Genomic DNA, 25,386 nt, shown 5'->3' with positions numbered 1-25,386 from the left:
CATGGGCCTCACCGACCTCGACCTCGAAGAGCTGCTGGCCAGCGCCGAGCACCTGGACCGGCTCGCCCTGCCCGGCCAGGTCGCCGAGGTGGTGACCCGGCGCCCGGTGCACACCTGCTACGTGCCCGCCGACCGGTTCGGCGCCACGACGGTCGCCGACTGGGGCGCGGCCGCGCTGGCCGCGCTGGACGAGCACGGCCCGCCGGACTTCGATCAGTCCACAGTGGACATGGTACGGGCGAAGCTCGCCGACGAGCCGGTGGAGGATCTGCGGGTCGACTTCGAGGACGGGTACGGCCAGCGCCCCGACGAGGTCGAGGACGCGCACGCCCTGGCCGCCGGCGCCGCCCTGCGCTCCTGTCCCGCACCGTTCAGCGGGCTGCGGATCAAGGGCCTGGAGCCGGCGACCGTGCTGCGCGCCGCCCGCACCCTCGACCTGGTCCTGACCGCGCTGGGCCCGCCGCCGCCCGGATTCGTCGTCACCGTGCCCAAACCCACGACGGTCGCGCACGTCGACACGGCCGTGCTGCTGTGCCGGCAACTGGAGCACGCGCACGGCCTCGCCGAGGGGACGCTGCGCTTCGAGCTGCAGGTCGAGACCCCGCAGGCGGTCCTCGGCGCCGACGGCCGCTCTCCGCTGCCGCAGATGATCGTGGCCGCCCAGGGGCGGCTCAGCGGCCTGCACTACGGCACGTACGACTACAGCACCGCCCTCGGCGTCGCCCCCGCCCACCAGGCCCTCGACCACCCGGTCGCGGACCACGCCAAGTCCGTCATGCAGGTGGCGGCCGCCGGCACCGGCGTCCACGTCGCCGACGGCTCCACCAACGTCCTGCCCGTCGGCGACACCGCCGCCGTGCGCGCCGCCTGGCGGCTGCACGCCCGCCTGGTGCGCCGCAGCCTGGAACGCGGCGTCTACCAGGGCTGGGACCTGCACCCCGGGCAGCTGCCGACCCGGTACGCGGCCACCTTCACCTTCTACCGCGACGGGCTGCCCGAGGCCCGCCGCCGCCTCGACGCCTACCTGTCCCGCCGCGACAGCGGCATCCTCGACGAGCCCGCCACCGCCCGCGCCATCGCCCGTTTCCTGCTCCGCGGAGTCCACTGCGGAGCGCTGCCGGTGCCGTCCGTGGGGCGGCCGATCGAGGAACTGGAGACGCTGTGACGTTCACGCTGCGCTCGCGGCAGGTGTACCTCCCCGACGGCCCCCGCCCGGCGACCGTCACCGTCCACGACGGACGCATCGCCGCCGTCGACGCCTTCGACGGCCCCTACGACGAGGACCTCGGCGACCTCGTGCTGCTGCCCGGGCTCGTCGACACCCACGTGCACGTCAACGAGCCCGGCCGCACCGAGTGGGAGGGCTTCGCCACCGCGACCAGGGCCGCCGCCGCCGGCGGTGTCACCACCATCGTCGACATGCCGCTCAACTCGCTGCCGCCGACGACCACCGTCGCCGCGCTGCGGGAGAAGCAGGCCGCCGCGACCGGCCAGTGCTACGTCGACGTCGGCTTCTGGGGCGGCGCCGTCCCCGGCAACGCCGGCGACCTGCCCGCCCTGCACGACGCCGGGGTCTTCGGCTTCAAGAGCTTCCTCGTCGACTCCGGCGTCCCGGAGTTCCCGCCGCTGGACCGCGCCGGGCTGGCCGCGGCGTTCGCCGCGGTCGACGCGCTGTTCGTCGTGCACGCCGAGGACCCCGCGCGGCTGCGCGACGCCACGCCGTCGCGCGCCTACGCCGACTTCCTCGCCTCCCGCCCGCCGGAGGCCGAGGTCAGCGCCGTCGGCACCGCCCTGGCCGTCGCCGCGGCCGCCGACGCCCGGGTCCACGTGCTGCACCTGTCCGCCGCCGACGCGCTGCCGCTGCTGCGCCGCGCCGCCGCCGACGGGGTGCGGGTCACCGCCGAGACCTGCCCGCACTACCTGACCCTCGACGCGCTCGCCGTGCCCGACGGCGCCACCGAGTTCAAGTGCTGCCCCCCGATCCGTGACCCGGCCAACCAGGACGGGTTGTGGGCCGGGCTCGCCGACGGCACGATCTCGATCGTCGTGTCCGACCACTCACCCAGTACCCCCCAGCTGAAACGCCGCGACACGGGGGACTTCGCCGCCGCGTGGGGCGGGATCGCCTCCCTGCAGCTGGGGCTCAGCGCCGTGTGGAGCGCCGCCCAGGACCGCGGCTTCACCCTCGCCGACGTGGTGCGGTGGATGGCCCGGGGCCCCGCCGACCTGGTCGGCCTGCGCCGCAAAGGCCGCATCACGCCGGGCGCCGACGCGGACCTCGTCGCGTTCGCCCCCGACGAGTCCTACGTCGTCGAGGCGGCCGCGCTGCACCACCGGCACCCCGTCACCCCCTACGCCGGCACCGAGCTGCGCGGGGTGGTGCACCGCACGTGGCTGCGGGGCGTGCCGGTCGGCGACACTCCACACGGGACGTTCCTGCGGCGGGAGGACGGTCGATGACGTTCACGGAACTGCCGGACCTGGCGTCCAGGGTCCTCGGCGGCGGCGTCGTCGACGCCAACGACGAGTTCTTCGCCGCCCGCGACAACCTCGTCAACCCCGAGCCCTCCACGTTCGAGACGTGGACGTTCGGCCCCAAAGGCAAGGTCTACGACGGCTGGGAGACCCGCCGCCGGCGCACCCCGGGCCACGACTGGGCCGTCGTGCGGCTCGGCGCCCCCGGCGCCGTGCACGGCGTCGTCGTCGACACCGCCCACTTCACCGGCAACTACCCGCCGCACGTCTCCGTCGAGGGCTGCGCGGTGCCCGGCCACCCCGCGCCCTCCGCGCTCACCGGCTGGTTCCCCCTGGTCGACAGGTCGGCGGTGCGCGGCGACACCCGCAACCTCTTCGAGGTCACCGACCACCGGCGGGTCACCCACGTGCGGCTCAACATCTTCCCCGACGGCGGCGTCGCCCGCCTGCGCGTGCACGGCGTCGTCGAGCCCGACCCGGCGCTGCTGCACGGCATGACCGTGGACCTGGCCGCCCTGGAGCTCGGCGGGCTCGTCGTGGACTGCAGCAACCGCTTCTACGGCTCCGCCAACAACCTCATCCTGCCCGGCCAGGCCCGTGTCATGGGCGAGGGCTGGGAGACCGCCCGCCGCCGCGACGACGGCAACGACTGGGTCCTGGTCCGCCTCGCCGCCACCGGCACGATCCGCCTCGCCGAGCTCGACACCACCCACTTCAAGGGCAACGCCCCCGGCGCGGCCCGCCTGCGCGGCACCCTCGATCCCACCTCCGAATCGGCCTGGTTCGATCTGCTGCCCCGCGTGGACCTGCAGCCGGACACCAGGCACCGCTTCCGGCTCGACAGCACCACCCCGGCCAGCCACGTCCGGCTGGACGTCTACCCGGACGGCGGCATGGCCCGCCTGCGCCTGTTCGGCGAGACCGTCTGACGCCGGTGGTTGCATCGCGTACCCGCGGGTAAGGTTCACCTGACCGAGCTGACCGGCCGCGGACAGGAGGACGGGGTGACGGCGACCGCGATCGACTCCGGGCTGTTCCGGCGCGTCCTGCGACGGCACGCCGCGGCTGTGGTGGTCGTCACGGCACCGGGCGATCCGCCGACGGGCTTCACCGCCACGTCGTTCACCTCGGTCTCTCTCGACCCGCCGCTGGTGTCGTTCTGCGTGGCCCGGGCCGCCTCCGTCTGGCCGGCGGTCCGCGGCGCCGGTCTGGTCGCCGTGCACGTCCTGACCGCGGGGCAGGAACCGGTCGCGCGGACGTTCGCCGCCAGCGGCATCGACCGGTTCGCCGAGCACGCCGCGGCGGGTGGCACGTGGAGCCCCGGCCCGGACGGCGTGCCCATCCTGGACGGGGTGCTCGCGGTGCTCATCTGCGAGGTCGTCAACCACGTGGAGGCGGGGGACCACGTGATCGTGGTGGCGTCGCCGGTCCATGCGGCGCACCACGCCGACAGCACGGCGACGCCGCTGGTGTACCACGACGGGACTTATACGGCGTTGGGGCGCTGACCTTCCCTTCGCGGTGGTTTGGCCGCTTTCGCCCTGCCGTTCGTCTGCGCCGGTCCGGCAGTTGCCGGCGGCCCGCGGCCCTGACCCGCCGCTGTGGCCCGCCGCTCCGGCCCGCGGCCCTGATCTGCCGCTCTGGTCCGCCGCTCCGGTCCGCCGCTCCGGTCCGCCGCTCCGCTCGCCGGCCCGGCACGCCTGGAGTGGGTGCCGCTACGATCGGCGGATGAGGCGTGCCCTGGTGGTCGGCAACAGCGACGGCATCGGACTGGCGCTCACGCACCGGCTCGTCGCCGAGGGATGGAGCGTCGTCGGGGTCTCCCGCAGCCCGCGCGAGGGGGCCGTCCAGCACGTCGTGGACGTGACCGCCGACGAGTTCGCCGACGTGCTCGCCGGGATCGGGCCCGTGGACCTGTGCGTGTACGCGGCCGGTGTCGGTGAGCTGTTCGACCCGGCCGACCTCGCGGCGCAGACCCGGGCGCTGCGGGTCAACCTCATCGGCGCGGCCCGCACCGTCGAGGCCGTCGTGCCGGGCATGCTCGCGGCCGGCGGCGGGCACTTCATCGGCCTGTCGAGCCTCGCCGACGTCCTCATCTCCGCGGAGGCGCCCGGGTACGCGGCCTCCAAGGCGGGCCTCACCTCGTACCTGCTCGGGCTGTCCGCCGCGCTGCGACCGCGGGGTGTCGCCGTCACCGCGGTCCGGTTCGGGTTCGTCGACACGAAGATGGCCAAGGGCGGCGCGAAGCCGATGCTGGTCGGGGTCGACAAGGCGGTGGACGTGCTCATGCAAGCGGTTCGCAGCCGCCGGCCGGTCGTGTCGTTCCCGAGGAGGATGTCCGCCGCGGCCAGGGTGCTGCGGCTGGTGACCCGGAGCACGCTCAAGCGCTGAAGCGTGCCGCCCGCAGGCGGCGGGCCGGGCCCGCGATCGGACCCGGCCCGCCATCGGTGGTGTCAGCCGGCGTCGCTCAGCGTCTCGATCAGCTCCTTGCAGAAGGCCGGCAGGTCGTCCGGCTTGCGGCTGCTGATCAGCGGACCGTCCACGACCAGCTCCTCGTCGACCCAGGTGGCCCCGGCGTTGCGGAAGTCGGTCTGCATCGACGGCCAGGACGTGACCCGGCGGCCCCTGACGCCGTCGGCCTCGATGAGCACCCAGCCGCCGTGGCAGATGACCGCGATCGGCTTGCCGGACGCCACGAACGCCCGCACCAGGTCGACGGCGGGGCGCTGCCACCGCAGCAGGTCACCGTTGGCGACGCCGCCGGGCAGCACCAGCGCGGCGTAGTCCTCGGCACGGGCCTGCGACGCGGTCACGTCGACGTCGAACGCGTCGCCCTTGTCCAGGTGGTGGTACGCCTGGACCCGGCCCGGCTCGGGGGAGATCAGCTTCGGCGTGTGACCGGCGTGTTCGACGGCCTTCCACGGCTCGGTGAGCTCGACCTGCTCGATGCCTTCCTTGGCAACCAGAAATGCGACATTCATCGCTGAAGTCCTCCTTCTGTGTCGCTTTCGCAGGTCCAGTACCCGGTTACCGGCCGCCCAAGCGTGTGACGGCTCACCGGCACCGCTGCGGCGCCGCTATCCTCGGAGCCGAAGACGTCGAGGAGGATCGATGGCCAAGGCGACTGCCGCCGCGCTGCCGGAGCTCACAGCGTCGTGGTGGGAGTCGCACAGCGTGGCGCTGGCGAACGTGCGGTTCGGCGCGATGGCGAAGCGGCTGCCCGTCGTCCTGCGCCAGGCGATCGGGATCGCGTGGCGGGCCAGCCCGCGCGACACGGTCGCCGCGCTGCTGTTCAACCTGCTCACCGGGGTCGCGACGGCGTTCGGGCTGCTCGCCACCCGCGGGGTGTTGCAGGCGCTGTTCGCCTCGGGCGCGACCCTGGACCGGGTCCGGGCCGCGGTGCCGTCGCTGATCGTCGTCGCGGTCGCGACCGCCGTGCGCAGCGGGCTGTCGATCATCGCCGGCTGGGCGCAGGCCCGCCTCGAGCCGCAGGTGCTCACGACCGCGGAGCGGCGGCTGTTCGAGCTGACGACCCAGGTCAAGCTGGCCGCGTTCGACGACGCCGGGTTCTCCGACGAGATGGAGCGGGCCCGCAACCGCGGCTCACTGGCGGTGCAGTTCCTGACCAGGGGCGCGATCGACCTCACCGCCGGCCTCGCCGGCCTCGCCGCGACCGCGGTCACCCTGGCCCTGCTGCACCCGGTGCTGCTCGGCGCGCTGCTGCTGGCCAGCGTCCCGGCCGCGTGGGCGGCGGTGCGGGCGGCGCGCCTGGCGTACCTCAGCAACCACGCCCGCACCAGCCGGCGCCGGCGGCTGTGGATGCTCGCCGATCTGATGGCGAACCGGGCCACCGCGGCCGAGCTGCGGGCGTTCACCATGCGGCCCTTCCTCCTGCGCGAGTACGACATCATGGCCGGCGCCGAGACGGACACCGAGCTGGAGGTCGTACGGCGCCAAACGATGACCCGCCTCGTCGGCGGCGTGTTCTCCGGCCTGGCGACGTTCCGCGTGTACGTCGCGCTCGGCGTGCTGCTGGTCGACCACCGGCTGCCCCTCGCGGCGGCCGGCACCGCGGTGCTCGCGCTGCAGGCGGCCAGGACCGCCCTCGCGCTCGCCGTCACCAACGTCAACCGCGTCTACGAGGAAGGGCTGTACTTCAACGACTACACCGACTTCCTGGCCCGCGCCGGTGAGCGGATGCCGCCGGTGACGAAACAGGCGACGGTGCGCCCACCGGTGACCGTCACGGTGCGCGACGCCACCCTGCACTACGCCGAGACCGACGCGCCGGCCGTCCTCGGCGCGACCCTCACCGTCCGCCGCGGGGAGACGATCGCACTCGTCGGCGAGAACGGGTCGGGCAAGACCAGCCTGGCCCGGCTCATCGCGGGCCTGTACCACCCCGACAGCGGCACCGTGTCGTGGGACGGGACGTCGCTGTCCACCGTGGACCCGCAGGACGTGTGGCGGCACGTGGCGATGGTCAGCCAGGAGTACTGGCACTGGCCGTTCACCGCGGAACGCAACATCCTGCTCGGCACGCACGACGAGCCCCGCGACGGACTGATCGAGGTCGCCGCGCGCAAGGCCGGTGCCCATGACATGATCACCGGCCTGCCCGCCGGCTACGGCACGCTGCTGTCGCGCAACTTCGCCGGCGGCCAGGAGCTCTCCGGCGGCCAGTGGCAGCGGCTCGCGGCGGCGCGGGCGTTCTACCGCGACGCCCCGGTGCTCATCTGCGACGAGCCGTCCGCCGCCCTCGACGCCCGCGCCGAGCACGCGCTGTTCGCGGCGCTGCGGGCCGGCGCGGCCGAGCGGATCACGGTGCTCATCACGCACCGCCTCGCCAACGTCCGCCACGCCGACCACATCTACGTCATGCGGGACGGCCGCATCGTCGAGCACGGCGACCACCCGGAGCTGCTCGCCGCCGGCGGCACCTACGCCGAGCTGTTCCAATTGCAGGCGACGGGGTACACGGCCGCTTGATACCTTCGCGTCGTGATCGAGGTGCAGGCCCGCAGAGCCACCGCGGACGACGCCGCCGAACTGGTCCGGCTGCGGATGGTGATGTTCGAGTCGATCGACGGGATGACGTCCGAGCCGGGAGACTGGACGCGGATCGCGGTGCGCGCGCTGCGCCGGCGCCTGCCGGGCCCGGACGCGCGGACGGCGGCGTTCGTCGTGGACCGGCCCGACGAGCCGGGACGCCTCGCCGCCTGCGCCGTCGGCGTCATCGACGAGCGGCTCGGCTCGCCGTCCAACCCTGCCGGGCTGAGCGGCTACGTGTTCAACGTGAGCACCGATGACGGGTACCGGCGCCGCGGCTACTCGCGGGCGTGCATGGCGGCGCTGCTCGGCTGGTTCCGGGACCGCGGGGTGCCGCGGGTGCAGCTGCACGCCTCCGAGGACGGTTACGAGCTGTACCGCCGCCTCGGCTTCACGGAGGCGGACAGCCCGTCGATGCGCATCACCCTCTGAGCCGACCCCGCCGTCGCGGTGCCGCACGTCGGTTGCGTCCGTCTCACGCGGCGGGCCGGCCGGTGCGGGCCGCGTCCAGGGCCGACTGCAGCGACCGCCGGTAGCCGTCGCTGGTGTAGGTGGCACCCGACACCGTGTCCAGGTCGGCGCTCTGCCGTTGCAGGGCCTGCTCGCGCAGGACCGGCCCGGCCCGCATGCCGATCTCGATGCCGCGCGCCGCGGCCGTCGGCAGCCGCACCGGGACCACGTCGACGAGCCGGCCGCCGCGGACCTCGATCCGCACCTGGACGGGGCCGTACGGGTTGGTGAAGGTCGCGCCGAGGTGCGTGCCGTCCATCATCCGGTGCAGGTCGACGACGCCCACGCCGGGCGTCCCCGGCGCCCCGGGTGCCCCGGGCGCCTTCGAGGCACCGGCCCCACCCCGCCCCGCCGCCCCGCCGCCGACCGCTCCGCCCGTGGCGGATCCGCCGCCGACCGACCCGACCGGGACCGACCCGCCCGTGGCGGACCCGCCGGCGGCCGGACCGTCCCCCGCGGCAGACCGTCCCGCGGCCGCCCCGCCGGCGACCGGCCCGTTCAGGCTTTCCGGCCGCACCGGCGGCAGCGACTTCAACGCCACCAGGACCGTGGTGAGCACGCCCGCGCCCAGCACGGCGAACCCGACGCGCCGCATCAGAACTCGAACGGGTCGAGGTGGATCTGCCGCGGCGGCACCCCGGCCCGCCGCAACGCCACCACGGTCGCGTCGACCAGGCCTGCGGAGCCGCACAGGTACACGTCCCGGCGGGTCAGGTCCGGCACCAGCTCCACGAGTCCGCGCCGGCTGAACGCGCGCCGGGGGCCGGGGTCGTCGCGCCCGCCGGTGACGTACCAGACCTGCGCGTCGCGGGCCTCGGCGAGCAGCTCCAGCTCCGAGCGGAACACCAGCTCGTCGGCGGTGCGGGCGCGGTACAGCACGACGGTGCGCGGCGGCAGCTCCTCCAGCAGCGCCCTGATCGGGCCGATGCCGCTGCCGCCCGCGATCAGCAGCGCCCTGGCCTGCCGGCGGCGGTCGGCGGTGAAGTCGCCGCTCGGGCCCTCCACGAAGACCCGGGTGCCGGGGCGCAGCCGGCGCAGACCCGCGGTGTGGTCGCCGACGACCTTCACGGTCAGCCGCAGCCACTCGTCGTTCGGGGCCGCGGACATCGAGAACGGGTGCGCCTGCCACCAGTTGCGCCGGTCCAGGAACCGCCACCGGCAGAACTGGCCGGCCCGCACCGGCAGCTGCGCGAGCCGCTCGCCGCCGATGTACACCGACACCATGTCCGGGCCCTCCGCGACGACGGACCGGACCCGGAACCGGTGCCGCAGGTTCATCCGTACCGGCGCGATCATTCGGCCCCAGAGAACCGCGGCGGCGACCGCGCACCACAGCGCCAGCGAGCACGTGCGGGAGAACCCCGGCGCGGACATCTCCTGCCCGACGGCGAACTGGTGCCCGACCGACAGGACCAGCACCAGGTAGGACGTCAGGTGCAGCAGGTGCCAGACCTCGTAGGACATCCGGCGGCGCAGCGCCGGCAGCGCCAGCAGCACGAGCGCCACGAGGATCCCGGTGGCGGCGAACGCGCCGAGCATGCCCGTGTACTTGTCGACCGTGAGCAACCTGACGATCTCCCGGGCGGGGCCGACACGTTCGAGCTTCGCGTATCCCAGCACGATGAACGCGGCGTGGGCGACCACCGCCGCGACGACGAACGCGCCCAGGTCGCGGTGCCAGTGCAGCAGGTCCCGGGCGCCCAGCCAGCGGTCCAGCCAGGCGACCCGGGACATCAGCAGCACCTGCACGAGCAGGGCGTAGCCGGCGACGAGGCCGGTGATCCGCCCGGCGGCGGTCAGCGACGTCGCCGGGTCGCGCAGGAACCCGGCCGGCGTGTTCCACCACCACGGCAGCAGCGTCGCCGCCAGCCCGAGCCAGAACCCGGCGATGGTCAGCGCCCGCCACGCGTCGACGGACCTCCTGCGCCGGTACGGCCGGCGAAACTCGTGCGGGATGCGCGCCGCGTCTGAGACTGCCCCTTGAATGTCCACCGGGGACGGTCTTACCAACCGCATGGCTCCGCCGTCGCGGATTTCAGGTGCTTTTCAAGCAACCCTAATCCAACGGCCGTCCACACTGGACTCAGTCCAGAACGGACAGCCGGTAGAAGCGCCAGAAGTCGTGCTCGATCGGCAGCACCGCGCAGGAGAGCCCGGCCTGCGCCGCCCACCGGGCGACCGTCGGCGCCCGCAGCGCGGTCCCGGCCGCCTCCACCGGCCGCTCCGCCATCGTCGCCGGCAGGCAGTGCAGGACGCTGAAGGCGTACTGCAGCCGCTCGACCTCACCGGCCGGCGCGGTGAACTCGTCGCCGACCTTCTCGTCCGCGACGAGCAGCACGCCGCCGGGCGCGAGCAGCCCCCGCGCGGTCCGCAGCACCCCCACCGGGTCACCCATGTCGTGCAGCGCCTCGAAGATGGTCACCAGCGCGTAGTCGCCGGCCGCGTCCGCCGCGTCCTGCCGCAGGAACGTCACCCGGTCCGCGAGCCCCGCCCCGGCGGCGGCGTGCCGCGCCCCGGCGATCGACGCGTCGTCCAGATCGATGCCGGTGACCGTGGCCCGCGGGAACGCCCCGGCGAGCGCGAGCGTCGACGCGCCGGCCCCGCACCCCAGGTCCAGCACCCGCGCCCCGGGCACCGCCGACAGTCGTTCCACCACGTCCGGCAGCGCCGGCAGCCACTCCCGCGCGAGGGCGTGCCGGAACCCCGGCAGGTTCATCGCCGCGATGCCGTCTCTCGTGTACGCCCCGAAGTCGGCGTACGGCACGCCGCCGCCCGTGCGGTACGCCGCGGTGACCGCCGGCAGCGCGTGCGCCAGCCCGGCGAACACGGTCACCATCCCCACCCCGGAGTCGGGGTGCGCCGGGTCGAGCAGCACGTCGGCGGCGCCGTCGGGCAGCCGGAACGTCCGCCGCGCGAGCGACGTGCACTCCACGTACCCGGCCGCGGCCTGCTGCTCCAGCCACTCCCGGGCGTACCGCTCGGCGATCCCGGCCTCCTTGGCGAGGACCGCGTCGGTGGCGTCGGGATGCTCGTGCAGCACGCGGTACAACCCAAGTTGGACGCCCAGGTGCACGCTGAACAGCTCGGCGCCGGCGAGCAGCTGCCCCAGCAGGCGTTCGGTCAGAGTCAGGTTCTCGGTGTCAGTCATGCCTTCAAGGCTGACCCCACCCACTGTCGAACCGGGTACGACCCGCGTACGTGCACTGTACGAGGACGGGGAACCACGCGTGGAAGGTGATTGCATGGCGCTCGCCACCGGCTGGTACCGCGGCACGAGGCGGAGACCGCGGCCGTGAACCTGCGCGTCGGGATCCTCGGCCCCCTGGAGGTCACCCTCGACGGCCGGCCGCTGGAGATCGCGGGCGGCCGCCAGCGTGCCGTGCTCACCGCGCTGGTGCTCGCCCGCCCCGGCGTCCTCGGCGTCGACCGCCTCGCGGCGCTGGTCGTGCCCGGTGCCTGCGGCCCCGACGCGCGCAACGCCGCGCAGACGTACGTCGCGCGGCTGCGCCGCTCGCTCGGCGCGGCGGCCGGGTGCGTGCGGACCACCCCGCCCGGCTACGTCCTGGACGTCCCGCCGGGCACCGTCGACGCCGACCGTTTCGCCGCCCTGATCGCCACCCACCGGCCCGGGGGTGGGGTGACTGACGCTGCGGTGGCACTCGCCGGGGGCGAGGCGGCGCTCGACGCCCTGCTGCGGCTCGACGAGGCGCTCGGGCTGTGGCGGGGCCCGGCGTACGCGGAGTTCCCCGACCTCGCCCGCGCCGAGGCGGCCAGGCTCGCCGAGCTGCGCCGCGACGCCGAGGAGACCCGGGTGGAGCTCCTCGTCCGGCTGGGCCGGACGGTGGAGGCGGTCGCGGCGGCGTCAGCGCTGGTCGCCGCCGGCCCGGGCCGGGACCGGGCGGTGCGGGCCCTCGCGACGGCCCTGGCCGCGACCGGCAGGACCGCCGAGGCCCTCGACGCGGTCCGTGCCCACCGCACCTGGCTGCGCGACGAGGCCGGCCTCGACCCGTCGCCGGCGCTCCTCGCCCTGCAGTCGGACCTGCTGCGCGACCCGCCCGGCCCGAGGGCGGCGCCGACCGGCGCGGTGACGCACGTGCCGGGGGCGGCGTCGACCACTGCGGTGACGCTCACGCCGGGAGCGGCGCCGACCGGCACCACGACGCGCCTGCCGACGGCGGTGGACGGGCTCATCGGGCGGGACGACGAGCTGGCCGGCGTCGCCGCGCTGCTGCGGCCCGGGCGGGTGGTCACGCTCGTCGGCCCCGGTGGTGTCGGCAAGACCAGCCTCGCCCGGGCGTGCGGGCCGGCGTGGTGGGTCGACCTGGCCGCGCTCGGCGACCCGTCCGCCGTGGCGCCGGCGGTCGCCGCGGCCGCCGGGCTGGTCGTGCAGGGGCGGCCCGCCGGCGCGCTCGCGGCGTGGGCGCGCGGCGCCGACGGGCTGCTCGTCGTCGACAACTGCGAGCACCTGCTCGACGCCGTCCACGAGGTCCTCGGCGCGCTGCCGCTGCGGGACTGCCCCGGGCTGCGGGTGCTGGCGACCAGCCGGGAACGCATCGGGCTGCCCGGCGAACGTACCCACGTCGTCGAGCCGCTGTCCGCCCCGGCCGCGGTGCGCCTGTTCACCGCCCGGGCGTCCGCCGCGGATCCGTCCTTCGCCGCGGTCGCCGGGGACATGGCCGCACGGGTCGGTGCCGTCTGTGCGGCGCTGGACCGGCTGCCGCTCGCCATCGAGCTGGCCGCCGCCAGGGTCGGCACGCTCACCGTCGACGACCTCGCCGAGCGCCTCGACGCGCGGATGGTGCTGCTGGACGCCGGGCCCCGGGGCCGGCCGGCCCGGCACCAGACGCTGCGCGCCGTGGTGGACTGGTCGTGGCGGCTGCTCGGGGAGGCCGAGCGGGTCGCGTTCGCCAGGTTGCACGTGTTCGCCGCGGGGTTCGACCTGAACGCCGCCGAGGCCGTCATCGGCTACGGCGGGCTGCCGTCCGCGTCGGTCGCGCACGTCGTGGCGCTGCTCGCCGAGCGGTCGCTGCTGACCCGGCCGGGCGGGGCCGGCGTCGGGCGGTACCGGATGCTGGCGAGCCTGCGCGTGTACGCCGCCGGCCTGCTCGCCGACGCCGAGGACCGGGCGCTGCGGCTGCGGCACGCGACGTACTTCGCCGGGCGGCTCGAGGAGGCCGCGGCGGGGCTGTGGGGTCCGGCCGAGGCGGCGTGGGTGCCGGTCGTCGAGGGCGCGCTCGACGACGCGCGGCAGGCGTGGCAGTGGTCGCGGGTGCACGCGCCCGCCGTCGCCGCCAGGATCGCCGGTGCGGTCGCCTGGTTCGGGTTCTGGCACCTGCGCGCCGACCTGCTCGCCTGGTCCACCATGACGCTGCGCGACGCCACCGGCGACGCGCCGGATCCGGTCGATGGCCCGCCGCAGAGCCCGGAGGTCATGGTCGGCGCGGCCTACGCCGCCTGGCTCGACGGCGACTTCGCCACCGCCGCCCGCATCGCCCGGCAGGCCGCCGCCCGGGGCCACGCCGGCGCGGAGGACCTGCTCGGCGACATCGCGCTCATCCAGGGTGACCTCGACGGCGCCGTCGCCCGGTACCGCCGGGCGGTCGCGGTGCTGCCGGCCGGCGCGCACCGGGCGGTCGCCATGGCCAACGTCGCGCTGCCCCTCGCGTACCGGCAGGACCCCGCCGCCCTGCCCGCCGCCGAGGCCGGGCTGGCCGAGGCCCGAGCCACCGGCAACCCGTCGGCGGTCGCGTTCGCGCTGTTCGCCCTCGCGGAGGCGCACGGCGACGGCGATCCGGCGGCCGCGCTCGCCGCCCTCGACGAGGCGCTGCGGCTCGCCGGCGCGGTCGGCAACCGGTTCGTCACCGGGGTCACCCGCACCGCCATGGTGGCGTTGCGCGGACGGCACGGCCCGCCCGGGCCGGCCCTCGCCCTGTTCGCCGGCGCGATCCGGCACTGGCGGACCACCGGCGGCCGGCCGCTGCTCGTCATCGCGCTGCGCAACCTGGTGGTGTTGTTCGCGCGTACCGGCCGGGACACCGCGGCGATCGAGCTCGCCGCGGCCCTGGACGGTCCCGCCGGGGTCTACGGCGCCGAGGCGGAGCGGCTCGCCGTCGCCCTGGCCGCCGTCAGGATCCGTCTGCCCGCCGCGGCCGCGGACGAGGCGTGGCGGCGTGGCCGCGCCCGCACCGCCGGCGAGGCGGCCGCCGAGGCACTGCGCCACCTGCCGGAAACGGCCGCCGCGGGAGACCCCGCGACGGCCGTGACCGAAACCGTGGAACGCGGCGTCAGCTCTTCTTGACGCCCTTGCCGCTGCGGAACAGCTTCACCATGCCGGCGAAGAACCGCTCCATCTCCGAGCCGAACGGGTTGTCGCTGACCACATACGTCCAGGTGGCGCTCGGCCGGACCAGGCCGGCGTCGGCGGGCTCCCAGTCCGGGCCGTCGATCTCGAGCTCCTCGAACTCCTTGACCGTCCGGTCGTCGATCTCGGCGAGCAGGCCGCGGAAGGCCGGGATCGCCTCCCGGTGGAACTCGTCGAGCGGGTCCTGGGCGCCGAGGACGCGCAGGTGGATGCCCTCACGCAGCTCGCTCATGTCGGCGAGGTGCTCCGACCAGGCGGCGTCGGCGTGGAACAGCGCGATGGTGCGGGCGATGCGCAGCACCGCCTCCTCGCCGAGCTCCTCCGACAGCTCGTTGTACCGGTCGGGGGCCCGCTCGGCGAGCAGCTCACCGGCCGCGTCGGTGGTGAGCAGCTCCTCGCGCCGCTTGGCGTGCAGCTGGCGGTGCTGGTCGAGCAGGTAGTTGTAGCGCCACGTGTTGCGGTGGATCTCCAGGTTGACGGTCTCCGCGACGCGCTGCGCGGAGCCGATCGCCCAGCGGACGTCCTCGTCGTCGATGGCGCCGTCGGCGTCGGCCCGGCCCATCGGCATCGGCTCGGGGCCGTACCGCTGGATGAGCTCGTCCTCGAGGCTGACGAAGAACATCGACTCGCCGGGGTCGCCCTGCCGGCCGGCGCGGCCGCGGAGCTGGTCGTCGATGCGGCGGCTGTCGTTGCGGGCGGTGCCGATGACGAACAGGCCGCCGAGGGCCTCGACCCGCTCGCGGTCCTTCTCGTCGCTGCCGCCGAGGCGGATGTCGACGCCGCGGCCGGTCATCTGGGTGGAGACGGTCACGGCGTTGAACGCGCCGGCCTCCGCGACGATCGCGGCCTCCTTCTCGTCGTTCTTGGCGTTGAGCACGACACACTCGACGCCTTCCTCGGCGAGGGTGGCGGCGAGCTGCTCGGACTCCGCGACGCTGAGCGTGCCGACGAGGACGGGGCGGCCGGTCGCGTGCATCGCGACGATCTCGTTGACGACGGCGATGTCGCGCTCCTCGGCGGAGGCGTAGACGCGGTCGGGCCAGTCCTTGCGGATGTTGGGCAGGTGCGGCGGGATGACCGCGACCTCGAGCTTGTAGAACTCGCGGAGCTGGTCGCCGACCGGCAGGGCGGTGCCGGTCATGCCGCAGATCTTCTTGTACTGCGTGAGGAACGCCTGGACCGTGATCGTCTGCAGGACGGTGCCGCCGCCGCTGCTGCGGATCTTCTCCTTCGCCTCGACGGCCGCCTGCAGCCCGTCGGGCCAGCGCCGGCGCTGGGCGACCCGGCCGCGGAACTCGTCGATGAGCTCGACCTTGTCGTCGCGCACGATGTAGTCGACGTCGCGGACCAGCAGCGCCTCGGCGTGCAGGGCAAGGTTGACGGCGGTGAGCGAGTCCATGTGCTCGGGCGCGTAGAGGTCCAGGTCGAGCAGCGACTCCACCTTCGCCAGGCCGGAGGTGCTGAGGTGGACGGTGCGGCCCTCGTCGACGACCTCGTAGTCGTGGTCGCGGCGCAGCCCGCTGACGATCTCGGCGATCGCGACCGGCGAGTCCTTCTCGTCGATCGTCGAGCCGGCCAGGACCAGCGGGACCTTCGCCTCGTCGATGAGGATCGAGTCGGCCTCGTCGATGATCACGGTGCCGAACTCGCGGTGCACCCGGGCGGCGGTGTCGGTGACGATGCTGTCGCGGAGCAGGTCGAAGCCGGCCTCGCTGACCGAGACGTACGTGATGTCGCAGGCATACGCCGCGCGGCGCTCCTCGGGGGTCGAGGACTCGTTGACCCAGCCGACGGTGAGGTCGAGCAGCTCGTAGACCGGGCGCATCCACTCGGCGTCACGACGGGCGAGGTAGTCGTTGACCGTGATGACGTGGACCGGGCCCATCGCGGCGTATCCGGCGGCGGCGATGGCGGCGGTCAGGGTCTTGCCCTCACCGGTGGCCATCTCCACGACGTGACCGGCGAGGAGCACCTGGGCGCCGAGCAGCTGCACGTCATAGGGGCGCTCGTCGAGGGCGCGCTTGGCGGCCTCCCGGCCGAGGGCGCACGCCTCGACGAAGTCCTGCGGGTCCTCCCGCTGGTGCAGCGCGGTCGCGGCGGCCCGCAGCTCGTCGTCGGTGAGCTCGGACAGCTCGGCCTCGCGCTCCTCGATCAGTGGCAGGAGCGCCTGCATCGGCTCGAGGTCGATCGTGGTGCCGGGCTGCTCCTGCAGCTTGCGACGCCACGCGTTGAATTTGCTCACCAAACCCATGGCCACCACGATACGTCCCCGCCCGCCGGGCGTGTGCGCCCCATCACGCCCGGCCCGCGGTCCGGTGGCCGGGCGTCGCCGGTACCCGAGCGACAATGGTCCGGTGGAGCGGTTGAGCGGGCTCGTCGGACGGGGCGGGGTGGTGGTGCTCAGCGGTGCCGGGCTGTCCACCGAGTCGGGCATTCCGGACTATCGCGGCCCGAGCGGACTGCGGCGCAGCGCGGCGCCGATGACGTACCAGACGTTCACCGGCGACCCGGTCGCCCGGCGGCGCTACTGGGCACGCAGCTACCTGGGCTGGCGCACGATCGCGGCGGCGGCCCCCAACGACGGCCACCGCGCGGTCGCCCGGCTGCAGCGCTGCGGCCTGGTCACGGGCGTCATCACGCAGAACGTCGACGGCCTGCACCAGGCCGGCGGCGCCGACCCGGTCATCGAGCTGCACGGCGGCCTGGACCGGGTCGTCTGCCTGGCCTGCGGCGACCTGACGCCCCGGGCGGACCTCGACGGGCGGCTGCGGGCGGCCAACCCGGACTTCGCCGCGCTCGCCGGCGGGATCAACCCCGACGGCGACGTCGACCTGACCGACGAGCAGGCCGCCGGGTTCGTCACCGTCGACTGCGCGGCGTGCGGCGGGATGCTCAAGCCCGACGTGGTGTTCTTCGGCGAGCAGGTGCCGGCCGGTCGGGTCCGGGCGAGCTTCGACCTGGTCGAGCGGGCCGCGGCGCTGCTGGTGCTGGGTTCCTCGCTCACGGTGCTGTCGGGGCGGCGGTTCGTGATCCGGGCGGCCAAGCTCGGCGTGCCGATCGCCATCGTCAACCAGGGCCCCACGAAGAGCGACGAGCTGGCCGGTGTCCTGGTGGACGCGCCGCTCGGCCCGACGCTCACCCGGCTCGCCGAGCTGGTCGCCTGAGGTCGCACCGACACCGCTGAAACTTTCTCAGCCGGCGGCCGCCCACACCGACAGGGCGTGCCGCACGAGCTCCGCGTTGCCGGTCACCGGGGCGCCGTCAGGGGCGGTGAGCGTGTCCTCCAGGCCGATGCGGGTCGGCAGGCCGAGCCGGCCGGCCAGGGCGACCATCGGCCAGCACAGCTCGTCCTCACCGTGCAGGAGCCGCTCGCCGGGCACGCCGAGCTCGTCGAGGCGGGCCAGCACCGCCATGGGATCGGTCTGCGGCGACATGATCTCGATCAGGACGCGCGGCACGCCGTCGATGCCGTTCACGGTGGACGCGGTCGACAGTGCCGTGGCGTCCTGCACGGACCAGACGCCGGCCTCGACCGCGACGCCGAGGTCCCGCAGGGTCGCGACCAGGTCGGTGAATCCGGGTTCGGCGACGTTGGCGGAGGCGAAGTCCGGCCGCCGGGCCGGCGGCAGCTGCGCCCAGCCGGCCACCGCGCGCTGCCGGGCGGCGGCGTCGCCGTCGGTGATCCACAGCCCGGTGGTGACCCCGACCGGCGTGGCCGGGCAGGCGTCGCGGACCGCGGCCACGGCGGCGCCCACGTCGGCGGCGTGCAGCGACTCGCGCCCGCCCGTGTCTCGCGGGTGCAGGTGCACGGCCTCGGCGCCGGCGGCGACCGCCTCGCGCGCGGCGACGGCCAGCTCGGCGGGGGTGCAGGGCAGCGCCGGGTGGGCGCCGGGGTGGCGGCCGCCGTTCAGCGCGACCTTGATCCGGGCGATGGGGGACAACACGGGACAAAGCCTACGTCGTCCGGCCGCGGTGCGCAGCGCACGGACCCCCGACGGCCGGCGTGGCCTTCGGGGGTCCGTCGTGCGCGGAGGTTATGGGGTGACAGGTGGTTCTGGCTGGCGCGGCGGTCGCCAGGTCCATACGCCACCGGCCACACCGACGGCGCAGATCGCCAGGACCGTGCCCGCGACGCTGCCGGCGGCCAGGCCCACGACGACGCCGAGGACCCCGGCGACGGCGATGGCGACCGCGGTGATGCGACGGGGTGTGACTCGGCGGGTCATCGCCCGGTTGAACCCGTTGACGAACCGCGTGTCATTGCGCAGTGCGGCTTCGATGTCCGCGAGCCGCTGCTGCTCGCTCTCGCTGAGCATGATGCTCAACCTCCTCCGACGGGCCTGCCCGGTGCGCGACGTGTACCCGCTCCGCTCGATGGTCACACACTTCTGCGGGTTTGGGGTCGGTCGATCGGCGCCAGTGGCAAACTCCCAGCCTGCCAGGTTGTGACCTGACCAGGTAGATGCACCATATGTCGCTTCTCGCGTTCTGCGAGCCAAGGCCCCATGTGCCATCCTCTACGGCGGAACACGTCTGGCATCGGGGAGGACGATCGTGGATCCGTCGCAGCAGTGGCAGTACCCGCAGCAGGGTCAGCCGGGTCCGCAGTACCCGCAGCAGGGCCAGCCGGCACCGCAGTACCCGCAGTACCCCGTCCAGGGGCCCCCGACGCAGCAGTACCAGGCGCCCGGTCCGCCGCCGCAGCAGTACCCGCCCCAGTACCAGCAGCCGCAGCAGCCGTCGTACCCGAACCAGCCCTACTCGGCCCAGCCGTACAACATCGCGCCCAACTCGTCGGTGCCGTACAGCGGACCGCCGGCCGTCCCCTACGCGGCGCCGGCGCCCGTCGCGCCCGCGCCCCGGTCCCGCGGCAACCGGCTGCTGCCCATGCTCGTCACCGCCGCGGTCCTGCTCACCGTCATGGCGGTCGCCGTCGTGGTCGTCGCGCTGAACAAGAGCAAGAAGGAGCCGTCGGCCGGTCCGGGTGCGGCGCCGACGTCCTACAGCGGCCCGGTCGACCCCTGCCTGGTCGGCACGTGGAACCAGACCAGCTACCAGAAGCTCGTCGACCTGACCGGCACCGATGTCGACAAGCGCGAGGGCATCGGCAAGGTCAAGATGACCGGCGGCGGCAAGCGCTGGACGATCAAAGCCGACGGCTCCGCGGTCGAGGACGACACCAAGACCGTCTACGCCGGCAAGGACGACAAGGGCCGCAACATCAACGCCACGTTCTCCGGCACCACCGACTGGGCGCTCAAGACCGTCGGCCGGCAGATCGAGTACGCCGGCAAGGAGAGCAGCGCCTCCGTGGTGATCTCCGTCGACGGTCGCAAGGCCGGCACGATCAACCTCGAGCCCAACCTGGACCCGAACAACTACACCTGCGTCGGCGACGTGTGGCGCACGTCCAACACCGACGACCCCGACTCGTTCAGCCGCTTCGACCGGGTCAAGTAGCCGCCCCGCCGCAACCCCTCGATTGGCATCGTCCGTCGAGGGGTACAGGCCGGGCATGACGTGGATCGCGCAAGTGTCCGACCGTGCCCGGGCGCGGCTGACCACGGCCCGCAAGACCGGCTTCGTGCCCGAGTTCCGCCAGGAGGTCCCCGACCGGGACGTGCTGGTGGTGGACCGGCGTTCCACAGTGGACGACGGCATCCCGCACGGCGTGCGGGTGGCCGGCGCCTGGGCGTGGCGGATCGTGCTGTTCATCCTTGCCGCGTACCTGCTGCTGCGCCTCATCGGCGCGCTGCGCCTGATGGTCATCCCGGTCGTCGTGGCGCTCCTGCTCGCGGCGCTGTTCGAACCGGCCGCCGCGGCCCTGCGCCGGCGCGGCGTGCCACGCTCGCTCGCCGCCGGGCTCGTCCTCGTCGGCGGCCTCGTCGTCGTGTTCGGCGGCCTCGGCCTGATCGTGCAGACGTTCATCGCCCAGTTCGACAGCCTCTCCGAGCAGGTCAGCGGCGGCGTCAACGAGATCCGCGAGTGGCTCGCCCGCGGCCCGCTGCACGTGTCGCAGCAGCAGGTCGACGCCGCCATCAACGGCCTGACCTCGCAGGTCACGGCCAACCGCGGCGCGCTGACCTCCGGCGCCCTGAGCACCGCCACGACCCTCGGCGAGGTCCTCACCGGCTTCTTCGTGGTGCTGTTCACGCTGTTCTTCTTCCTGCGCGACGGCGGGCAGATCTGGGAGTTCCTCTGCCGCCTGCTGCCGCGCCCCGCCCGGCTGCCCGCCGCCCGCGCCGGGCACTACTCGTGGTTCACGCTCGTGTCCTACGTGCGGGCCACCGTCCTCGTCGCGTTCGTCGACGCCGTCGGCATCGGCATCGGCCTGGCCATCCTGCGCATCCCCCTCGCGCTGCCGCTCGCGGCGCTGGTCTTCCTCGGCGCGTTCATCCCGGTCGTCGGTGCCACGCTGTCCGGCGCCGTCGCCGTCCTCGTCGCGCTCGTCACCAAGGACCCGCTGCACGCGCTGCTGGTCCTCGCCATCGTCATCGCCGTGCAGCAGCTGGAGGGCCACGTCCTGCAGCCGCTCATCATGGGCCGCGCCGTGTCGCTGCATCCCCTGGCGGTGATCCTCGCGATCACCACGGGCGTGGTCGCCGCCGGCATCGTCGGCGGCCTCGTCGCGGTGCCGCTGCTCGCGGTCGGGAACACCGCGGTGCGGTACCTCGCCGCCCACCCCGACGGCGAGCCGACACCGGACAAGGAGCCACCGGGCACCGAACCCTCCGACGAGTCCGACGGCGGCCCCATCGCCTCGGACACCACCGACGACACCCCGCCCGGGGAGGACCTGCCCGACGCCGAGACGTCCGGCAGCACGAGCTCGCACGGGTAAGGTTGATCACGCGTACCGTCACACGTGAGGAGCTGTCATGCCGCTGACCGGACAGTACGAACCAGGCGCCGCGGACTGGGCGAACGAGCAGGCGGCGCTGTTCGAGCGGACGAACGGGGCCGAGGGCAACACCCTGCGCGGCCGCCCGATCATCCTGCTGACCACCCTCGGCGCGAAGACCGGCAAGCTGCGCAAGAACCCGCTGATGCGGGTGGAGCACGAGGGTGAGTACGCGGTCGTCGCCTCCAACGGCGGCGCCCCGAAGCACCCCGTCTGGTACCACAACCTGGTCGCCCACCCGCACGTCGAGCTGCAGGACGGCCCGGTCCGCAAGGACTACACCGCCCGCCTGGTCACCGGCGAGGAGCGCGCCGCGTGGTGGAAGCGCGCCAACGAGACCTGGCCCGACTATGAGGGCTACCAGACCAAGACCGACCGGGAGATCCCCGTCTTCGTGCTCACGCCGATGAGCTGACGGGTGCTCGACCCGGTCCTGCTCGCGCTGCTGTCCATGCAGCGGCACTCGTGGGAGCAGGGCGTCGCCTCCCACGCCCTGCTCGACCTCGGCCACCCCGGCCTCGCCCGGCTGCTCGCCCTGGACGCCGCCGTGCACCAGAGCGCCGACGGCCGGCTCGGCACCGTGGGGGAGGAGTCCGGCTCGGTCAACGGCGCCGCCTGCGGCGAGGCCCTCATCGGCCACCCGGCGCTCGACGCCCAGCTCGACTGGCTGCTGACCCGCGCGCCCCGCGCCGCCGACGGCACCCTCTTCCACGTCGTCGGCGGCCGCGAGGTGTGGGCCGACACCGTGTACATGGTGGTCCCGCTGCTCACCGCGACCGGCCACCCGCGCGAGGCCGTCCGCCAGGTCACCGGCCACCGCGAGCGGCTGTGCGACGGCGGGCTCTACGCCGCCCGCTGGGACGAGGACACCGCGACCCTCACCGCGCCCGAGCACTGGGGCACCGGCAGCGGCTGGGTCGCCGCCGGCATCGCCCGCGCGCTGCGCCACGACCCGTCGCTGCGCCCCGACCTCGCCGGCCACGCGCGCGAGATCGTCGACGCGTGCCTGGCGCTGCGCCGCCCCGACGGCCTGTTCGGCAACGTCCTGGACGACCCGGCGTCGTTCACCGAGGCGAACGTCGCGCAGATGCTCGCGTACACCACCTGCACCGGCGTCGCCGACGGCTGGCTCCCGCCGTCCTACGCCGGCGAGGGCCGCTCCCTGCTCGCCGCGGTCGCGCCGCTGGTCACCCCCGACGGCCTGGTCACCCAGGTCTGCGGCGCCCCGACGTTCGACCGCCCCGGCACCTCCGCCGAGGCCCAGGCCTTCCACCTCCTCGCGACGGCCGCGGCCGCCCGCATCGAGGCCTGAGCCGGGCCGGTCGGAGGAGCCGCCCGGCCGCCCCCGGCTTCTACAGTGTCCCCGTGACGTACCGGCTCGGCATCGACCTCGGCACATCGAACACCGTCGCGGTCCTGGCCGGCCCGGACGGCCGGGCGAAGAACCTGCTCTTCGACGCGTCGCCGCTGCTGTCCTCCGCCGTCTTCGGCGCCGCCACCGGCGAGCTGCTCACCGGCCAGGACGCGGAGCGGGCGGCGACCGCGTACCCGGCCGGCCTCGAGGCGAACCCGAAGCGCCGCATCGACGACGGCACGGCCTGGCTCGGCGAGCGGGAGCACGCCGTCGTCGACCTCCTCGCCGCCGTCCTCGGCCGGGTCGCCGCCGAGGCCCGCCGCGTCGCCGGCCGCACCCCGGAGACCGTCGTGCTCACCCACCCCGCCGCCTGGGCCACCGCCAGGCTGGGGCTGCTGTCCGCGGCGGCCGCCCGGGCCGGGCTGGGCGTCGTCGACCTGGTCGCCGAGCCGGTCGCGGCCGCCGCCTGGTTCGCGGTGGCGCAGCAGCTCCCCGAGGGGCGTTGTCTCGCGGTGTACGACCTGGGCGCCGGCACCTTCGACGTGAGCGTGGTGCGCCGCACCGCGGGCGGGTTCGAGGTCGTCGCCGCCGACGGCCTCACCGACGTCGGCGGCCTGGACCTCGACGCGGCCGTCGTCGACCACGCGCGTGCCCTGACCGCCGGCGCCGCCGGCGCGGCGGAGGCCTGGGGCCGGCTGGACTGGCCGCAGACCGCCCGCGACCAGCAGGCCCGGCGCACCCTGTGGCTCGGCGCCCGCGCCGCCAAGGAGCAGCTGACCCGGCACACCACCGCCGACCTGCACCTGCCGCTGCTCGACGCCGGCCTGCACCTCACCCGTGACGAGTTCGAGCGGGCCGCCCGGCCGTACCTGGAGCGGACCACGGCCCTGACCGTCGACGTCCTGCGCCGCGCGGGGGTGGCGCCCGAGCGGGTCGCGGGGGTGTTCCTCGTCGGCGGCTCGTCCCGGATCCCGCTCGCGTCGACCCTGCTGCACCGTACGCTGCGGATCAGCCCGACGGTGGTCGACCAGCCGGAGCTGGTGGTCGCGGAGGGCAGCATCCTCGCCGCGGGGCTGACCTCCGGCCCGGTGGCCGCGCCCGGCGCTCCCGTCTCCGGTTCCCCTGTCTCGGCTGCCCCCGTCTCCGGCGTGCCCGTCTCGGGCGCGCCCGTGCCCGTGCTCAGCGTGCCTGCTCCGCGGGCTGCCGCCGAGGCCGTGTCGGCGTCGTCGCCCGCTGCGCCGGTGTCGCCGGGACCGTTCACGGTGCCTGCCGCCGCGCCGGTGTCGCCTCCCGTCGGGCCTCCTGCGGCGCCTCCCGTCGGGCCTCCTGCGGCGCCTCCCGTCGGGCCTCCTGCGGCGCCTCCTGTCGGGCCTCCTGCAGCGCCTCCTGTCGGGCCTCCTGCAGCGCCTCCTGTCGGGCCTCCTGCCGCGCCCGTGTCGCCGGTGCCGGGGCCGGCCGCGTCACCCACCGAGACCCGCCGCTCGCGGAGGTCGCTGACGAGGATCCTCGCGGGCGGACTGGCGGTCGTGCTGGTGGTGTTCGCGGCGGTGTACACCGTCACCCGGCTGGGCGAGGAGCAGTGGGCGAAGGTCGCCGTGACGCTGCGGGGGCACACCGGACCGGTGAACGCGGCGGTCTACAGCCACACCGGGCACCTCCTGGCCACCGGTGGCAGCGACGCCACGGTGCGGCTCTGGAACACCGACACGAACCAACCGGTCGGCGAGCCGATGCGGGCGACCGCGCCGGTGCACGCGCTCGCGTTCAGCGCCGACGACCAGATCCTGGCCTCTGCCGGCGCCGATGGCCGCGTGCAGCTGTGGAGCACCGCGACGGCCAGGTACCGGCCGATCGACGACGGATCCGGTGGGCTGGCCCCACCCGCCGAACCGATCCGCGGGCTGGTGTTCACCGAGGACGGCAACCGGATCCTCGCCGCCGGCGGCGAAGGCACCGTGCAGATCTGGTCGGTCGACACCGGCCGGCTGACCCGCAGCCTGTTCGCCGGGGAGGCGGCCGGGCCGACGAAGGCGGTCGTCCTCGACCCCTCCGACCAGACCGTCCTCGCCTTCGCCGGCGGCGACCGCATCGTGCGCAGCTGGAACATGAACTCGCCGGGGACCGTGCCGACGACGGTCGACGCGGCCGACCACGGTGCCGTCGTGTCCAGCCTCGCGTTCAGCACGAACGGCCGCCTCCTGGCCACCGGCGGCGACGACCACCGGATCCTGCTCTGGGACGCCTCGAACTGGCTGACGCTCGCCTCGCCCCGGGTGCTCAAGGGCCACACCGGGCGCGTCACCTCGGTCGCGTTCGACGCCCCCGGCGGACGGCTGGTCAGCGGCGGCGAGGACGGCACCGTCCGGCTGTGGACCGTCTCGACCGGCGCCCACCTCGGCGCCCCGCTCAAACCCCCGGGTGGCGGCAACGTCGCGGCCGTCACGTTCAACCCCGGCAACGGCGTCGCCTTCGCCACCGCCGGCGCCGGCGGCGACGTGCTGATCTGGGCGATCAGCAAGCCGTAACGGCCCGGCAGCCGGAGCACCTCACCGACCCGCGGCGCGCCGGCCCACCCGTCGCGCGCCGGGTCGCCGAGGGTGTCGGTGGCGCGGCGGCCGGCGTCGGTGGCCCGGTCCAGGAACTCGGCGAGCAGCGCCAGCTGGGTCTCGTCGTAGCCGGCGAGCCGCCCGCCGACCTGGTGGTTGAGCAGCGACAGCTGGATCGACAGCGCCCGCA

At 74.8% G+C, this 25,386-nt stretch carries 21 protein-coding genes; 14 read left to right on the top strand and 7 right to left on the bottom strand.

Annotated elements, in window-relative coordinates; translation table 11 throughout:
- Nucleotide 1: 1 nt before the first annotated feature.
- The 5 genes from OP18_RS23695 to OP18_RS23675 all read left to right on the top strand — a co-directional run bounded on the left by OP18_RS23695 (nt 2) and on the right by OP18_RS23675 (nt 4,866).
- Complete coding sequence (locus tag OP18_RS23695) at nt 2-1,165, top strand: DUF6986 family protein (protein WP_033361176.1); 1,164 nt, start codon at nt 2-4, stop codon at nt 1,163-1,165.
- Nucleotides 1,162-2,460 carry an allantoinase AllB gene (gene allB / locus OP18_RS23690; RefSeq protein ID WP_033361175.1) on the top strand — a complete coding sequence of 433 codons (1,299 nt, stop codon included), beginning with the start codon at nt 1,162-1,164 and terminating at the stop codon, nt 2,458-2,460. The genes OP18_RS23695 and allB overlap by 4 nt, the downstream gene beginning before the upstream one ends.
- Nucleotides 2,457-3,404, top strand: a complete 948-nt coding sequence (gene alc, locus OP18_RS23685) for an allantoicase (RefSeq protein WP_033361174.1) — start codon at nt 2,457-2,459, stop codon at nt 3,402-3,404. The genes allB and alc overlap by 4 nt, the downstream gene beginning before the upstream one ends.
- Before the next feature lie 75 nt (nt 3,405-3,479).
- A complete protein-coding gene (locus OP18_RS23680; protein WP_033361173.1) occupies nt 3,480-3,983 on the top strand; it encodes a flavin reductase family protein in 504 nt (167 codons plus the stop codon).
- Between the two features lie 220 nt (nt 3,984-4,203).
- A complete protein-coding gene (locus OP18_RS23675) occupies nt 4,204-4,866 on the top strand; it encodes an SDR family NAD(P)-dependent oxidoreductase (protein ID WP_033361172.1) in 663 nt (220 codons plus the stop codon).
- Between the two features lie 62 nt (nt 4,867-4,928).
- On the opposite strand, the gene OP18_RS23670 is transcribed toward OP18_RS23675, so the two are convergent.
- A complete protein-coding gene (locus OP18_RS23670) occupies nt 4,929-5,456 on the bottom strand; it encodes a type 1 glutamine amidotransferase domain-containing protein (protein WP_033361171.1) in 528 nt (175 codons plus the stop codon).
- Between the two features lie 130 nt (nt 5,457-5,586).
- Between OP18_RS23670 and OP18_RS23665 the strand changes: the two genes are divergently transcribed.
- Both OP18_RS23665 and OP18_RS23660 read left to right on the top strand, forming a co-directional pair.
- Entirely contained in the window at nt 5,587-7,464 is a 1,878-nt protein-coding gene (locus tag OP18_RS23665; protein WP_033361170.1) for an ABC transporter ATP-binding protein, read from the top strand.
- A gap of 12 nt (nt 7,465-7,476) precedes the next feature.
- The gene (locus OP18_RS23660; RefSeq protein WP_245635503.1) at nt 7,477-7,956 is read left to right on the top strand and encodes a GNAT family N-acetyltransferase; all 480 of its coding nucleotides are present in this window, start codon (nt 7,477-7,479) and stop codon (nt 7,954-7,956) included.
- A gap of 43 nt (nt 7,957-7,999) precedes the next feature.
- On the opposite strand, the gene OP18_RS52925 is transcribed toward OP18_RS23660, so the two are convergent.
- The 3 genes from OP18_RS52925 to OP18_RS23645 all read right to left on the bottom strand — a co-directional run bounded on the left by OP18_RS52925 (nt 8,000) and on the right by OP18_RS23645 (nt 11,182).
- Nucleotides 8,000-8,629: an FMN-binding protein gene (locus OP18_RS52925; protein WP_052387196.1), complete on the bottom strand. Its 630-nt coding sequence runs from the start codon at nt 8,627-8,629 to the stop codon at nt 8,000-8,002.
- Nucleotides 8,629-10,026 (bottom strand): ferredoxin reductase family protein, encoded by a 1,398-nt coding sequence (locus OP18_RS23650; RefSeq protein WP_052387195.1) that lies wholly within the window; start codon nt 10,024-10,026, stop codon nt 8,629-8,631. Before OP18_RS23650 ends, OP18_RS52925 begins: the two co-directional genes overlap by 1 nt.
- Nucleotides 10,027-10,117: 91 nt before the next feature.
- Nucleotides 10,118-11,182 carry a class I SAM-dependent methyltransferase gene (locus tag OP18_RS23645; protein ID WP_033361169.1) on the bottom strand — a complete coding sequence of 355 codons (1,065 nt, stop codon included), beginning with the start codon at nt 11,180-11,182 and terminating at the stop codon, nt 10,118-10,120.
- 144 nt (nt 11,183-11,326) lie between these two features.
- Here OP18_RS23645 and OP18_RS23640 point away from each other — a divergent pair, with 144 nt between their 5' ends.
- Nucleotides 11,327-14,332, top strand: coding sequence for an AfsR/SARP family transcriptional regulator (locus tag OP18_RS23640; protein ID WP_162189827.1), 3,006 nt, complete (start codon nt 11,327-11,329; stop codon nt 14,330-14,332).
- Here the strand turns inward: OP18_RS23640 and secA2 are convergent.
- Nucleotides 14,319-16,646 carry an accessory Sec system translocase SecA2 gene (secA2, locus tag OP18_RS23635; RefSeq protein WP_033361168.1) on the bottom strand — a complete coding sequence of 776 codons (2,328 nt, stop codon included), beginning with the start codon at nt 16,644-16,646 and terminating at the stop codon, nt 14,319-14,321. The two genes, OP18_RS23640 and secA2, sit on opposite strands and share 14 nt — an antisense overlap.
- Before the next feature lie 103 nt (nt 16,647-16,749).
- Between secA2 and OP18_RS23630 the strand changes: the two genes are divergently transcribed.
- Nucleotides 16,750-17,559 (top strand): NAD-dependent protein deacetylase, encoded by an 810-nt coding sequence (locus OP18_RS23630; RefSeq protein ID WP_033361167.1) that lies wholly within the window; start codon nt 16,750-16,752, stop codon nt 17,557-17,559.
- A gap of 27 nt (nt 17,560-17,586) precedes the next feature.
- On the opposite strand, the gene OP18_RS23625 is transcribed toward OP18_RS23630, so the two are convergent.
- Both OP18_RS23625 and OP18_RS58700 read right to left on the bottom strand, forming a co-directional pair.
- The gene (locus tag OP18_RS23625) at nt 17,587-18,339 is read right to left on the bottom strand and encodes a 3-keto-5-aminohexanoate cleavage protein (RefSeq protein ID WP_052387193.1); all 753 of its coding nucleotides are present in this window, start codon (nt 18,337-18,339) and stop codon (nt 17,587-17,589) included.
- 90 nt (nt 18,340-18,429) lie between these two features.
- Entirely contained in the window at nt 18,430-18,711 is a 282-nt protein-coding gene (locus tag OP18_RS58700) for a DUF3040 domain-containing protein (protein WP_033361166.1), read from the bottom strand.
- A gap of 238 nt (nt 18,712-18,949) precedes the next feature.
- Between OP18_RS58700 and OP18_RS52920 the strand changes: the two genes are divergently transcribed.
- Genes OP18_RS52920 through OP18_RS52915 form a run of 5 tightly spaced genes read left to right on the top strand, consistent with a single transcriptional unit; the run spans nt 18,950 to nt 25,175 of the window.
- Entirely contained in the window at nt 18,950-19,855 is a 906-nt protein-coding gene (locus OP18_RS52920; RefSeq protein WP_052387192.1) for a hypothetical protein, read from the top strand.
- 55 nt (nt 19,856-19,910) lie between these two features.
- Nucleotides 19,911-21,236 (top strand): AI-2E family transporter, encoded by a 1,326-nt coding sequence (locus OP18_RS23610; RefSeq protein WP_081971032.1) that lies wholly within the window; start codon nt 19,911-19,913, stop codon nt 21,234-21,236.
- A gap of 37 nt (nt 21,237-21,273) precedes the next feature.
- The gene (locus OP18_RS23605) at nt 21,274-21,711 is read left to right on the top strand and encodes a nitroreductase family deazaflavin-dependent oxidoreductase (RefSeq protein ID WP_033361164.1); all 438 of its coding nucleotides are present in this window, start codon (nt 21,274-21,276) and stop codon (nt 21,709-21,711) included.
- 3 nt (nt 21,712-21,714) lie between these two features.
- Complete coding sequence (locus tag OP18_RS23600) at nt 21,715-22,608, top strand: glycoside hydrolase family 88 protein (protein ID WP_033361163.1); 894 nt, start codon at nt 21,715-21,717, stop codon at nt 22,606-22,608.
- Nucleotides 22,609-22,661: 53 nt separating this feature from the next.
- Nucleotides 22,662-25,175, top strand: coding sequence for an Hsp70 family protein (locus tag OP18_RS52915; RefSeq protein ID WP_052387191.1), 2,514 nt, complete (start codon nt 22,662-22,664; stop codon nt 25,173-25,175).
- The last annotated feature ends 211 nt before the right edge of the window (nt 25,176-25,386 follow it).

The sequence above is a fragment of the Dactylosporangium aurantiacum genome (genome assembly GCF_000716715.1).
Classification (GTDB): Bacteria; Actinomycetota; Actinomycetes; order Mycobacteriales; family Micromonosporaceae; genus Dactylosporangium; species Dactylosporangium aurantiacum.
Note: the sequence above shows the minus strand (reverse complement) of the source record. Positions and strands in the feature narration are given on the sequence as shown.